Source organism: Stenotrophomonas sp. GW821-FHT02D01 (assembly GCF_059421765.1).
Map to the genome: position 1 here is coordinate 577132 of NZ_JBWKVP010000001.1, position 12413 is coordinate 589544.

The following is a 12413-nucleotide window of genomic DNA, read 5'->3' on the forward strand; positions in this document are numbered from 1 at the left end:
GTTCTAGTGGTCAGTCTCGGGTAGCCTGTTTCTGTTTAGTAGTCTGACGACTAAGGCCACGAAATCTTCCATCTCAACTGGAAGGCCCAAGACCATCAGAATGCGAGGCACCTATGGAATTGTCTCTGTCATTTCCGCAGCATTGACGATGGTTCAGGTCTTCGAGCGATCTGTTCCTGCTGAGTCCGGGAGCTGTCTGCTTGTGGAATGGTGGGGTAGGCGTAGAGCAGCTGCTTGAGACTTCCCGAGCAAAGGCTCGGGCGCACTTCAGACTGACCAGCTATGGGTCATCGCTCCTTTAGTGTTCGAGGGATTTAGGGGCCTCGTACTGCCACTGGCTTTGGCTTGGCTGGCGGTTGCGTCGTCAGGCCGCGGATCCGCAACCCCCGAGCGACTTATGGTTGCCGAGCCGCGTCGCAAGCGTTCAGAAGTAGTCTATCGCAAAGACTCATGAGACTGTCTGAGTGATAAGATTTGGGTAGCTCGCCCGCCCTTCTTCGGAGGGGCCTCAACCCGGCCATGTCACCGCGACTGCCGCCGGAATAGGCGCTGCTTCGGAGATGACGCTTCGTATAGTCTTCGAACGAAAAATTACAAAATTTCCCTTAAATATCAATAGTTTGGAGTTAGTAGAATGGCAAGGGGAGTGAATAAAGTCATCCTGGTCGGCAACCTCGGCAACGACCCGGACGTGAAGTACACCCAGAGCGGCATGGCGATCACCCGCATCAGCCTGGCTACCACCAGCGTCCGCAAGGACAAGGATGGCAACCAGCAGGAACGTACCGAATGGCACCGCGTGGTGTTCTTCGGCAAGCTCGGCGAGATCGCCGGCGAGTACCTGCGCAAGGGCAGCTCGGTGTACGTCGAAGGCAGCCTGCGTTACGACAAGTACACCGGCCAGGACGGCGTGGAGAAGTACTCCACCGACATCGTCGCCGATGAAATGCAGATGCTGGGCGGCCGCGGTGAAGGCGGCGGTGGCGGCGGTGGCAACTTCGCTGGCGGCGAGCGCCCGCAGCGCCAGCAGGCCCCGCGCCAGGAATACGGTGGCGGTGGCAACCAGCGTGGCGGCCAGGGCGGTGGTTACAACCAGGGCGGCGGCTACGGCCAGCAGCGTCCGCAGCAGCAGCCGCAGCAGTCGGCGCCGCCGATGGATGACTTCGCTGACGACGATATTCCGTTCTAGTTCCTACTTAATGGTTTTAGTGTTGATAGAGGCCCTCATCTTTATGGATGGGGGCCTTTTTCGTTAACCACATTAGTTTCTGGCAGAATCCCGCCGTGATCTGGACTTCTACCTGCGGCCAGGTATTGATAGATGACTGGCTACACACCTGAGCGAATGAGATTTTAGAACGGAGAGCAGCACTCGGTACTCCGGGGGGCAGTGGCCTTCCTGTGCATGAAGTGACGCTCTACCTCGACCTCAGTGATCCGAACGGCAACTGGGACTTCGGTCCAAAGATCAACGCCGATAGCCTTAGGAATGCGCTTAAGGCGGGTGAGATGTTGGGAGTTGGGCCGAATGGTATTCTGAATCCGCATAGCCCAGCGTCGCAGATGGCTGTTGCATTGATCAAATCTGCGTGTGCCGACGGGGATGACGACGACTTCGTTGCTGACTGCCAAAGCCATATCCAAGGCTGTAAGACTACCTGCACGCGCGCCAAGGGTGATTTCAATCAGCCGGGTGTCTGGGGTGGTAATTTGGCACGATGTATGCTCGGGTGCGTTCCCTATCGGTGTCAGAAGTTAATGAAGCAGAGCGACCTTGATGGATATTGATGAAATTACCAGTATGCTTGAGGCGGGTGACGACAATGGCGCGCGTCACCACCTTTTGGATCTTGTAAAGCGCGATCCCGCTTGTGAGGTCGCGTGGTTGTTTCTTGTTGGGATTGGTTTTCGGAGCGATGATGCGGAGTTGTCCCTCTGGGCGCTTCGTGCGCTTGAGAAGCTTCGTCCTCGCGATGTGTTGGTCGCGTCTGGACTCGTGGACTGCCTGCTTCGGCTGGAACGATATGAGGAGGCTAAGGGGGTCATTCATGCCTTCTCCAAGATTGCTTGTCCTGGTATACCCGCCCATGACACAGTCCTCGAAGAGCATCGCAGGGCCCTTCAGTTAATCAACGATAGCGTTGAGGCTGCAGGTGACGAAGACGAATAGCTGACGCGTTCGCTAATCGCGAAGCCTTGGCTTGATCGATTACTTTCGCTCGACGTCACGAGCTCTACGCCTTGATGAGGTTGCTCTCCCAGCCGTGCGTGGCTGGCAGCGTTGTCTTCGATGAATTTCTCAAGCTTTTGCGCGAGAACATTGTTTTTGATTCGCCCCAAGGCAGGCGTTGCCTTGGTTTGGATGATGAGGACGGCGAAGTTCTTGGGCCTGGATGAAGTAAAGGAATGGCTTGAAGGCGGGGATATCCCTGGCGCGCGCGCCTGCCGGGCCGTGTCGATGCTCTTGACTGACGGGTGCACCTGACGAGTGCAGATGTTTACGTTCGAACAGGCTCAATCCAACAGAACGCCTACCTTGCTTGACCAGCGAGGATTTGTTTACACGTTTGGTAGTCACAACCGTTCTGATTCCCGCCAGGCTCCGGCCTGCAGAACCCCGGCAAGGCCCAGCGCCTGCCGGGGTTTTTTGTTGTAGCGTGGGTGCACATGACGCGCTTCCGCCTAGCCACCGTCGCCCTGCTGCTGATTCTCGGCGGCTGCGGCGACGGCGGTAACCGCGATTCCCGGCGCCAATCAGCTACGACCGCGCCACCTGGCCTGCCTGCGATGGCGTCGCGTACACCGCACTTCCTCATCCACAGCGCCGCAAACCCGCAACAGACCGCTGCGGTCGGCATGGCCGTGGAAGCGCTGCATCGGTCGTATGCGATGACCGTGGGGCAGCGGGGCACCGCCGGGCCTTTCCAGTTGGTGCTGTACCGCGACCAGGCCGACTTCAAGGCACACAACCGCAGCAGCCCATGGGCCGAGGCGTACTACCGCCGACCTTACGCCTTTGCCTATCCGGGCGAGGGCGACGCGCCCCATCAGTGGATGCTGCATGAAGTGACCCATCAGCTGCTGGCCGAGGCCAGTGGCCTGTCCCCGCGACGCTGGATGAACGAAGGGATGGCCTGTTACTTCGGCGCCAGCAGGCTTTCAGGCGGAACGCTGCACGTGGGCACGCCGGATCCGGCCGGCTACCCGGTCTGGTGGCTGAGCGAACTGCGCTTCGATAGCGCCGGGCGGCCCAGCCTCGAAAATGCGCCGCTGCCCACCCTGCGGCAACTGGTGGAAGACAGCGCACCGCCCGTCGCAGCGCACGTGAACGGCTACTACGTGGCGTGGTGGAGCCTGGTCCACTTCCTGATGGAAGGCGACGGCCAAGCCCATCGTCGGCAAGCTCTGCTGCTTCTGCACCGAGGCGGAAATCCAGCGGCCTTCCAGCAGCTGATCGGCAGCTACGCGGAATTCGAACCGCGCTGGCATCAACACCTGCGCGCGTTGGCCCGATCCCAGGGTGAGCGGGGAATGCCCTGAGCTTCACCCGCGTTCGCTTTCCCGCAATGCTGCACGCCTTGGCCGCTCAGCTGCGATGGGGCCGGAATCGGGCTTGCCGTGGTGCCCCGCAGCATTGATTTTCGTGCACCGCGACTTGCAAACAGACAATTTCCTCCCCTATGGTGCAATCGATTGCATTGCCGTGAATCGTTGCGTTTGATACCGGTTGGGAGGCCGGCAGGTGGATGTCCATCCATTCGATCAGACCGGCCCCGGGCCTCACGCGGCGCGATGCGCTGCGCATGGCGGCCGCTGCGAGCTTTGGCCTTGGCTTGGGCGCTGCGGGCGTTCTGCCTGCGTTTGCCGCCACGGCGCCGCTCAAGGGCAACCTGAAGCATTCCGTGGCCCGCTGGACCTTCCCGCAGCTGTCGGTCGCCCAGCTCTGCCAGACGGTGAAGGGCATCGGTTTTGCCGCCATTGACCTGGTGGGCCCGGAGGATTGGCCCACGCTGAAGGCCCACGGCGTATACAGCTCGATGTGCAACGGCGCGGAGCTGGGCCTTACCAAGGGCTTTGCCGGCCGTGAGTTCCACGATCAGCTGGTGGAGCGCTACACGCGGCATATCGACCTGGTGGCCGATGCCGGTTACCGCAACCTCATCTGCTTTTCCGGCAACCGCAACGGGATGGACCCGCAGGAGGGCATGGCCAATGCCGAGGCCGGCCTCAAGCGCATCCTCGGGCATGCCGAGGAACGTGGCGTGGTGCTGGTGATGGAGCTGCTGAACTCCAGGGTCGATCATCGCGACTACCTGTGCGACCACTCCGCCTGGGGCGTGGAGCTGTGCCAGCGGCTCGGCTCGGACAACTTCGGCCTGCTGTACGACATCTATCACATGCAGATCATGGAGGGCGACATCATCGCCACCATCGGCAGGCACCACGCCTGTTTCAAGCATTACCACACCGCGGGCGTGCCGGGCCGGCACGAGATCGGGGACCAGCAGGAACTCAATTACCCCGCCATCTGTCGCGCGATCCGCGACACCGGTTTCGATGGGTATCTGGCGCAGGAATTCATGCCTGCGGCACCGGATCCCGTCGGTTCGCTGCGCGAGGCCATCCGCCTCTGCGACGTCTGAAACGATATCCACCAGGTGAGAGATCCATGGCAGACAATCATTACGACGCCATCGTTGTTGGCTCGGGAATCAGTGGCGGTTGGGCGGCGAAGGAATTGACCGAGAAAGGCCTCAAGGTCCTGATGCTGGAACGCGGACGCAACATCGAGCACGTCAAGGACTACGTCAACGCGATGAAGGAGCCGTGGGATTTCCCGCATCGCAACCGGCCTACACAGGCGATGAAGGCCGCCTTCCCGGTGCTGATGCGCGACTACGCGCTGGCCGAGAACCTGCAGGGCATGTGGGCCGACGAACAGGAATCGCCGTACATCGAGACCAAACGATTCGACTGGTTCCGCGGCTACCATGTCGGCGGTCGCTCACTGATGTGGGGTCGACAGAGCTATCGTTTCTCCGACCTGGATTTTGAGGCGAACCTGAAGGACGGCATCGCCACCGACTGGCCCATCCGCTACGCCGACATCGCGCCGTGGTACGACCATGTGGAGAAATTCGCCGGCATCGCCGGTACGCGCGAAGGGCTGGACGTGCTGCCGGACGGCGAGTTCCTGCCGCCGATCCCGTTGAACATCGTCGAAAAGGACGTGGCCGCGCGGATCAGGAAGGCCTTCGGCGGAACCCGGCACATGATCCACTCGCGCACGGCGAACATCACCAAGCCGATGCCCGAGCAGGGCCGCGTCAACTGCCAGTACCGCAACAAGTGCATCCTCGGCTGTCCCTTCGGCGCCTATTTCTCCACCCAGGCGGCGACACTGCCGGCGGCGATGAAGACCGGCAACCTGACCTTGCGGCCGTTCTCCATCGTCAAGGAAGTGCTCTACGACAAGGACCGCAAGCGAGCGCGGGGCGTGGAGATCATCGACGCAGAGACCGGCCAGACCTACCAGTACACGGCCAAGGTCATCTTCCTCAACGCCTCCTCATTCAATTCGACCTGGCTGCTGATGAACTCGGCCACCGATGTGTGGGAGGGCGGGCTGGGCTCATCGTCGGGCGAGCTGGGACACAACGTGATGGACCATCATTTCGGCGCGGGTGCCTCCGGTCGGGTCGAAGGCTTCGAGGACAAGTACTACTTCGGCCGTCGTCCCTGCGGCTTCTACATTCCCCGCTTCCGCAACGTGGCCGCTGACAAGCGCGGTTACCTGCGTGGTTTCGGCTACCAGGGCGGTGCCAGCCGCACGGGGTGGTCGCGCGAGATCGCCGAACTGAACATCGGCGCCGACCTGAAGGAGGCGCTGACCGTGCCCGGTGACTGGCGCATCGGCATGACCGGCTTCGGCGAAATCCTGCCGCACCACGACAACACGATCCGCCTGGACCGGGACCGCAAGGACAAGTGGGGTCTGCCGGTGCTGGCGATGGATGTATCCATGCGCGCCAACGAACTGGCCATGCGCAAGGACATGGCCGCCGATGCCGCCGAGATGCTCGAGGCCGCCGGCGTCAAGGACGTGGAGATGCACGACAACGACTACGCCCCGGGCAAGGGCATCCATGAGATGGGGACCGCGCGCATGGGCCGTGACCGCAGGACGTCCGTGCTGAACCAGCACAACCAGGTCTGGGATGCGCCCAACGTCTATGTGACCGACGGTGCCTGCATGACCTCCAGCGCGTGCGTGAATCCTTCGTTGACCTACATGGCACTGACCGCGCGGGCTGCTGACCATGCCGTGCGCGAACTGAAAGCGGGGAACCTGTGATGGACCGCCGCGAACTGCTGAAAATGATCGTCGCCGCCACCGGTGCGGCGATGATCGGCCTGCCCGCGCTCGGTCAGGCACAGGCTCCCGCCGCATGGGCGAAGACGCGCTTCTCGGACGCGGATGTCGGCACGCTGGACGAGATCGCCGAGACCATCCTGCCGCGGACGAAAACGCCGGGGGCGAAAGACACAGGCGCCGGTGCGTTCATGGCGACGTTCGTCAGCGACTGCTACACCGCCCGGCAGCAGGCGACGTTCCGTGCTGGCCTGGCCGATATCGACAAACGCGCCGGCGGCCGCTTCGTTTCACTTGCGCCGCAGGCCCGCACTGAACTGCTGCGCGCGCTGGATGCAGAGGCCAGGAAGCACGCGGTCGAGGTGACCGAAACCGGCACCGCCGAGGCAGGAGAACCGATGCCGCATTACTTCACGATGTTCAAGCAGCTCACCATCTTCGGTTTCTTTACCTCCAAGGTTGGCGCGACCGAAGTGCTGCGTTACGTCGCCGTGCCGGGCCGCTACGACGGCGACCTGGCCTATGTTCCCGGCACGCCCGCCTGGGGGACCAGCTGATGGATCACGCCATGAAGATCACGCCGCTATTGATCGCCGCCGGCATGCTGGCCGCTGCATCGGCGTTCGCGCAGGCCGCGGCCGATCCCGCGCGCGATCCAGCGAAGACCGAGGTATGGACGCCCGTGCCTGCAACCGTCGCCACACCGCCGGGCAAGGCGCCGTCCGACGCCATCGTGCTGTTCGATGGCAAGGATGCCTCGGCCTGGGAGTCGGAGCAGGGTGGGCGTGTGCCCTGGACCGTCGCCGACGGCGCCCTGACCATCGTGCCGGGCAGCAAGGGCATCCGCACCAAGCAGCGCTTCTGCGATATCCAGCTGCATGTCGAGTGGCGCACACCTGTCGAGACCAAGGGTTTCGACGGCCAGAACCGGGGCAACAGCGGCATCTTCCTGCAGGAACTCTATGAGCTGCAGGTGCTGGACAGCTACAACAACCCGACCTATGCCAACGGTCAGGCCGGCTCCATCTACAAGCAGGCCATGCCGCTGGTGAATGCTTCGCGTGCACCGGGGCAGTGGCAGGCCTACGACATCCTCTGGAAGGCACCGCGCTTCTCAGTGGGCGGTGGGCTTGTGTCGCCTGCGCGCATCACCGTCCTGCACAACGGCGTGCTGGTGCAGGACGACACCGTGCTGGCGGGCAAGACCGAGTACATCGGCGCGCCCTCGTATTCGCCCCATGCGTGCGCGCCGCTCTACCTGCAGGAACATGATTCCAAGGTCAGCTACCGCAATATCTGGGTGCGCGAGCTGTAGCGGCACTCGGCCGGCGTGATCGCCGGCCGTTTACTTGGCCAAGTAGCTGGCGATGTCATCTATTTCCTGCTGCGACAGCTGGGAGAAGGGCGGCATCAGCCCGCCACCTTTGCTGATCTTTTCCTTGATCTGCGCGGGTGCCATGCGCTTGCCGATATCGGTGAGCGCCGGGAATGCGCCGGGCATGCCCGCACGATCGGCACCGTGGCAGGCCGTGCAGTTGGCGGTGTAGAGCTTCGCACCGGCGGCCGGGTCATCCTTGCACCATGCGGCTGTCGCAACGCTCATGCTGCCCAGGGCCACGGCCATTGCCAGGATCGTCTTCATGTGGGGCCTCCTTCAGGCATCAGTGCTGCGCACGGGTGGACACGTTGGCGGGCAGGTGTCCACGCAGGTAGTCCGCGCCGGTCTGGATGACCTTGGCCGGATCGCGTGGCTGGTCGTGCTCGAGGATGTACCAGTGCACGCCGGCCGCTGCGGCGGCTGGCAGGATCGCGCGCCAGTCCAGCACACCTTGGCCGACGGCAGCGAAGCCGCCCTCGTCTTCGGCCTGGCCCTTGGCTGCATTGTCCTTGGCGTGTACCGCAAACAGGTGGCCGCGGAACTTGCCGAGCATCACCGCCGGGTCCAGGCCTGCACGCGCGACCCAGGCCAGGTCCAGCTCGGTCTGCAGGTCCGGCCCGGCCGCTGCGAACAGCAGTTCCAGGCCGGTCCGGCCATTGAAGTCGACCAGTTCGAAATCATGGTTGTGGTAGGCCAGGCGCATGCCCTTGGCTCGTACCTGCTTGGCGATCGCGCCCAGTTCCTTGCCCAGCGCGGTCCAGCCTGCGGCATCGGTCGGCCGATCCTTCGCGTCCAGGTAAGGCACCACCAGGGTGGTGTTGCCGATCAACCGGTTGAAGGCCACCACGCCGTCCAGGTCCTTGCGCAGCTCGGCCAGTTGCACGTGGGAGGAAATCGCCCTGATCGAATACCGGTCCAGCAACTGCTTGAGTTCGCTGGCGCTGACGCCCTGCGTGCCCACCGTTTCCACCGCATCCACGCCGGCGTCGTGGACGATCTTCAACTGCTGGTCGAGCGGGCCGGCGTTGCGCAGTGTGTACATCTGCACGGCAATGGGCTTGTGCGGGCTGGCGGCTTCGTGTGCCAGGACGGGCAGGGCAGCGAACAGCAGCAGGGCGAGGGTGGCAGTTCTGCGGGCAGGCGTGTTCATCATGAGATGCTCCCGGGGTTCAACCGATGGCGGTCCAGGCACGGGTCCTGGCCGAGGTGATGACGCGGTCGACGATCAGCGCCGAGCGCACGCCGTCTTCGAAGGTGGGCAGGCCATCCGGTCGCTCGCCTTCGATGGCGCGGTAGGTGTCGGCGACGAATGCCTCGAAGCAGTGGCCGTAGCCCTGCGCGTGCCCGGCCGGCAACAGCGACAGCCGGCGCTGTTCGGCACTGCCGGCGCCCGGCCCGCGCACGAATACTTCCTCGCGCTGGTCGGGCTGGCCGATCCACAGCCGCTCGGCGTCTTCCTGGTTGAACGCCACGCTGGCCCTGGCACCATCAATCTCGAACCAGAGGCGGTTGTGGCGTCCGGCCGATACCTGGCTGACCATCAACGATGCCAGCGTCCCGGCGTCGGTACGGAACATCGCCGCGGCCACGTCCTCGCTGGTGACCGCCTGCATCGCGCCACAGGCCGCTGCTGTGGTGAAGCTCTGCCCGGTGTCGGTGCTGCGTTCGGCGATCACCGTGTCGAATGCCGCGCTGACCTCGGCGAAGCGCTCGCCGCTGACCCATTCCACCAGGTCGCACCAGTGCGAGCCGATGTCGGCGAACACGCGCGACGCGCCGCCCAGCGCCGGGTCCACGCGCCAGTTGTTGCTGCCCGGGTCCAGCAGCCAGTCCTGCAGGTAGCTGCCGTGAATCAGGTGCAGCGGCCCCAGTTCGCCATGGGCGATGCGTGCGCGCGCCTCGCGGACCACCGGGTGGTAGCGGTAGACGAAGGGCACCGTGGCGACCAGCGCGTTGGCGGTAGCCAACGCCGCCAGCGCCCGGGCGTCCTCCAGCGTGGTGGCCAGCGGCTTCTCGCAGACCACGTGCTTGCCGGCTTCCAGTGCGGCCTGTGCCATGGGGCGGTGCAGGTGGTTGGGCGTGCATACGTGCACGACCTGCACCTGTGGATCGGCGACCACCTCCTCGATGTCCCGATAGGCACGCGGGACACCCCACGCCTGCGCCACGTCGCGTGCGCGCTGCGGAGACGATGCGGCCACGCCACGGATGTCGGCACCCGCCAGCAGCGCCGCGCGCCGGTGCACGGCACCGATCATTCCCGTGCCGACGATGGCGATTCCAGGTTTTGGCATCAGGTGGGTCCTCAGGGCGTGGAAGGTGCGGCCGCGACCACCGGCCGGTCGCGGAACAGCAGCAGGAAGGCGATCAGCACGATCAGCGCGACGCCTGCCGGGAACAGCCAGATCTGTTGCCAGTCCGGACCGGCTGCAGTGGTGAAGTGCTCCACCACCGCGCCGGACAGGAACGTACCGATCAGCATGCCCACGCCATATGTGGCCAGGGTGATGAATCCCTGTGCGCTGCTGCGCGCGGCCGGGCCGGCATGCGCATCGGTGTAGATCTGGCCGGTGACGAAGAAGAAGTCGTAGCAGATGCCGTGCAGCACGATGCCGATCACCAGCAGCGAGAAGCCACCGCCCGCATCACCAAAGGCGAACATGACGTAACGCACGACCCATGCGGCCATGCCCACCGCCAGCATCGTCTTCACCCCCAGCCGCACGAACAGGAACGGCATGGCCAGCATCAGCAGGACTTCGGAGACCTGTCCCAGCGACTGCAGGCCCGCCGCGCCGCGCACGCCCAGGTCGTTGAGATACGGGTTGGTGAAGTTGTAGTAGAACGCCAGCGGGATGCAGATCGCGATGGACGCCAGGAAGAACACCAGGTACGAGCGTGACTTCAGCAGTCGCAGCGAATCCAGCCCCAGGATCTGCCCCAGGCCGGCGTCGCGCTGCTGTGCCAGCGGCGGGGTGTGCGGCAGGGTGAACGCATACAGGCCCAGCGCCAGCGACGCCATCGCGGCCATTCGGAAGGTCAGCTCGAGCCGGTGTGCCTGTTCCCAGCCCAGCCAGCCGATCAGCACGCCTGCCACGATCCAGCCGACGCTGCCGGCCACCCGCACCAGCGGGAACTGTTTCTCGGGCGACTGCATGTGCCGCATCGCCACGCTGTTGGCCAGTGCCAGCGTCGGCATGAACAGCAGCATGTAGCCCATGACGCAGGCGGAGAACATGCTGAAGCTGGTTGCGGTGGACGCCAGCCACATCAGCACTGCGCCAGCCAGGTGCAGGACCGCAAGGATGCGCTGCGCCGCGAAGTAGCGGTCAGCGATCAGGCCAACCAGGAAGGGCGCGACGATGGCACCGATGGACTGGCTGAGGAAGGCCGTCGCCACCTGGCTTGCGCTGGCCTGCAGCGGGCCCTGCACCAGATAGGTTCCCAGGGTGACGAACCATGCCCCCCAGATGAAGAACTGCAGAAACATCATCGCGCCCAAGCGCGACATGGTGTGCGTCATGGCTTGCCCTCCCAGGCAGTGATGTCTCAGATCCCGAGCATGCGGCGCAGTGATCCGGGATCGGTGCCGCTGTCGGCAAAGTCGTCGAAGGCGCGTTCGGTCACGCGGATGATGTGGTCGCGGATGAAGGTGGCTCCTTCCCGTGCACCGTCTTCCGGGTGCTTCAGGCAGCACTCCCATTCCAGCACTGCCCAGCCGGGGAAGTCGTACTGGGCGAATTTCGAGAAGATCGCCTTGAAGTCGATCTGCCCATCGCCGAGTGAACGGAACCGCCCCGGACGATCGATCCAGTCCTGGTAGCCGCCATACACACCACTGCTGGCACTGGGGTGATATTCCGCGTCCTTGACGTGGAAGATGCCGATGCGATCGTGGTAACGGTCGATGAAGCCGAGGTAGTCCATCTGCTGCAGCAGCAGATGGCTGGGGTCGTACAGGATTTTCGCGCGGGGATGGTGGTCCACCACGTCGAGGAAGCGCTCGAAGGTCGCGCCGTCATGCAGGTCCTCGCCGGGATGGATCTCGAAGCACAGGTCCACGCCGCAGGCGTCAAAGGCATCCAGGATCGGGCGCCAGCGTCGGCCGAGTTCGGCGAAGGCTTCGTCCACCAGCCCGGGTGGCCGCTGCGGCCAGGGATAGAAGTAAGGCCAGGCCAGTGCGCCGGAGAACGTGGCATGCGCGGTCAGCCCCAGGCGTTGGCTGGCCTTGGCGGCCAGCAGCATCTGCTCCACCGCCCAGGCCTGGCGGGCGGCCGGATCGCCACGCTTGTCCGGCGGCGCGAATCCGTCGAACAGGCTGTCATAGGCCGGATGGACGGCAACCAGCTGCCCCTGCAGGTGAGTGGACAGCTCGGTGATCTGCAGGCCATGTCCGCCCAGCATGCCGCTGACGTCGTCGCAGTACGCCTGGCTGCGCGCCGCCTCGGCCAGATCGAACAGGTGGGGCGCGCTGGTCGGCACTTGTACGCCAGAATAGCCCAGCCCCGCGGCCCATCCGGCCAGCGTGTCCAGCCGATCAAAGGGAGGTGTGTCGCCGATGAACTGCGCCAGGAACAGCGCTGGACCCTTGAGCGTCTTCACGTTGATTCGCCCTCGATGCAATCGATTGCATTATCCTAGCAGGGGCATTCGAAAGACCCG

Annotated in this window: 12 protein-coding genes; 7 read left to right on the forward strand and 5 right to left on the reverse strand. The window is 64.0% G+C overall.

The window, feature by feature from the left end; genetic code table 11:
- Window positions 1-634 precede the first annotated feature (634 nt).
- The 7 genes from AC07UW_RS02685 (at window position 635) to AC07UW_RS02715 (ending at window position 7688) form a co-directional block, all read left to right on the forward strand.
- Window positions 635-1189, forward strand: coding sequence for a single-stranded DNA-binding protein (locus AC07UW_RS02685; protein ID WP_495211374.1), 555 nt, complete (start codon window positions 635-637; stop codon window positions 1187-1189).
- Window positions 1190-1777: 588 nt separating this feature from the next.
- Entirely contained in the window at window positions 1778-2170 is a 393-nt protein-coding gene (locus AC07UW_RS02690) for a tetratricopeptide repeat protein (protein WP_315829596.1), read from the forward strand.
- A 497-nt stretch (window positions 2171-2667) separates the two neighbouring features.
- Window positions 2668-3540: a hypothetical protein gene (locus AC07UW_RS02695; protein WP_495211375.1), complete on the forward strand. Its 873-nt coding sequence runs from the start codon at window positions 2668-2670 to the stop codon at window positions 3538-3540.
- A 206-nt stretch (window positions 3541-3746) separates the two neighbouring features.
- Window positions 3747-4643, forward strand: coding sequence for a hydroxypyruvate isomerase family protein (locus tag AC07UW_RS02700; protein WP_495211376.1), 897 nt, complete (start codon window positions 3747-3749; stop codon window positions 4641-4643).
- A 26-nt stretch (window positions 4644-4669) separates the two neighbouring features.
- Complete coding sequence (locus AC07UW_RS02705) at window positions 4670-6355, forward strand: GMC oxidoreductase (RefSeq protein ID WP_495211377.1); 1686 nt, start codon at window positions 4670-4672, stop codon at window positions 6353-6355.
- A complete protein-coding gene (locus tag AC07UW_RS02710) occupies window positions 6355-6930 on the forward strand; it encodes a gluconate 2-dehydrogenase subunit 3 family protein (RefSeq protein ID WP_336025729.1) in 576 nt (191 codons plus the stop codon). Before AC07UW_RS02705 ends, AC07UW_RS02710 begins: the two co-directional genes overlap by 1 nt.
- 11 nt (window positions 6931-6941) lie before the next feature.
- Window positions 6942-7688 carry a 3-keto-disaccharide hydrolase gene (locus AC07UW_RS02715; protein WP_425541518.1) on the forward strand — a complete coding sequence of 249 codons (747 nt, stop codon included), beginning with the start codon at window positions 6942-6944 and terminating at the stop codon, window positions 7686-7688.
- A gap of 30 nt (window positions 7689-7718) precedes the next feature.
- Here AC07UW_RS02715 and AC07UW_RS02720 read toward each other — a convergent pair whose 3' ends face one another.
- The 5 genes from AC07UW_RS02720 to AC07UW_RS02740 are packed head-to-tail and all read right to left on the reverse strand — an operon-like array spanning window position 7719 to window position 12353.
- Window positions 7719-8015 carry a c-type cytochrome gene (locus AC07UW_RS02720; RefSeq protein WP_223494464.1) on the reverse strand — a complete coding sequence of 99 codons (297 nt, stop codon included), beginning with the start codon at window positions 8013-8015 and terminating at the stop codon, window positions 7719-7721.
- Window positions 8016-8034: 19 nt separating this feature from the next.
- On the reverse strand, window positions 8035-8901 hold the full coding sequence (locus AC07UW_RS02725; protein ID WP_495211378.1) for a sugar phosphate isomerase/epimerase family protein: 867 nt from the start codon (window positions 8899-8901) through the stop codon (window positions 8035-8037).
- A gap of 19 nt (window positions 8902-8920) precedes the next feature.
- Window positions 8921-10045 (reverse strand): Gfo/Idh/MocA family protein, encoded by a 1125-nt coding sequence (locus AC07UW_RS02730; protein WP_495211379.1) that lies wholly within the window; start codon window positions 10043-10045, stop codon window positions 8921-8923.
- A gap of 11 nt (window positions 10046-10056) precedes the next feature.
- Window positions 10057-11274, reverse strand: coding sequence for a nucleoside permease (locus AC07UW_RS02735; RefSeq protein WP_495211380.1), 1218 nt, complete (start codon window positions 11272-11274; stop codon window positions 10057-10059).
- Window positions 11275-11300: 26 nt separating this feature from the next.
- The gene (locus tag AC07UW_RS02740; protein ID WP_313250274.1) at window positions 11301-12353 is read right to left on the reverse strand and encodes a sugar phosphate isomerase/epimerase family protein; all 1053 of its coding nucleotides are present in this window, start codon (window positions 12351-12353) and stop codon (window positions 11301-11303) included.
- Window positions 12354-12413 lie beyond the last annotated feature (60 nt).

What these genes read in the sequence shown, in the direction of transcription:
- AC07UW_RS02685 (WP_495211374.1), top strand. Translation starts at nt 635, where the DNA reads ATGGCAAGGGGAGTGAATAAAGTCATCCTGGTCGGCAACCTCGGCAAC.
- AC07UW_RS02690 (WP_315829596.1), top strand. Translation starts at nt 1,778, where the DNA reads ATGGATATTGATGAAATTACCAGTATGCTTGAGGCGGGTGACGACAAT.
- AC07UW_RS02695 (WP_495211375.1), top strand. Translation starts at nt 2,668, where the DNA reads ATGACGCGCTTCCGCCTAGCCACCGTCGCCCTGCTGCTGATTCTCGGC.
- AC07UW_RS02700 (WP_495211376.1), top strand. Translation starts at nt 3,747, where the DNA reads ATGTCCATCCATTCGATCAGACCGGCCCCGGGCCTCACGCGGCGCGAT.
- AC07UW_RS02705 (WP_495211377.1), top strand. Translation starts at nt 4,670, where the DNA reads ATGGCAGACAATCATTACGACGCCATCGTTGTTGGCTCGGGAATCAGT.
- AC07UW_RS02710 (WP_336025729.1), top strand. Translation starts at nt 6,355, where the DNA reads ATGGACCGCCGCGAACTGCTGAAAATGATCGTCGCCGCCACCGGTGCG.
- AC07UW_RS02715 (WP_425541518.1), top strand. Translation starts at nt 6,942, where the DNA reads ATGAAGATCACGCCGCTATTGATCGCCGCCGGCATGCTGGCCGCTGCA.
- AC07UW_RS02720 (WP_223494464.1), bottom strand. Translation starts at nt 8,015, where the DNA reads ATGAAGACGATCCTGGCAATGGCCGTGGCCCTGGGCAGCATGAGCGTT.
- AC07UW_RS02725 (WP_495211378.1), bottom strand. Translation starts at nt 8,901, where the DNA reads ATGAACACGCCTGCCCGCAGAACTGCCACCCTCGCCCTGCTGCTGTTC.
- AC07UW_RS02730 (WP_495211379.1), bottom strand. Translation starts at nt 10,045, where the DNA reads ATGCCAAAACCTGGAATCGCCATCGTCGGCACGGGAATGATCGGTGCC.
- AC07UW_RS02735 (WP_495211380.1), bottom strand. Translation starts at nt 11,274, where the DNA reads ATGACGCACACCATGTCGCGCTTGGGCGCGATGATGTTTCTGCAGTTC.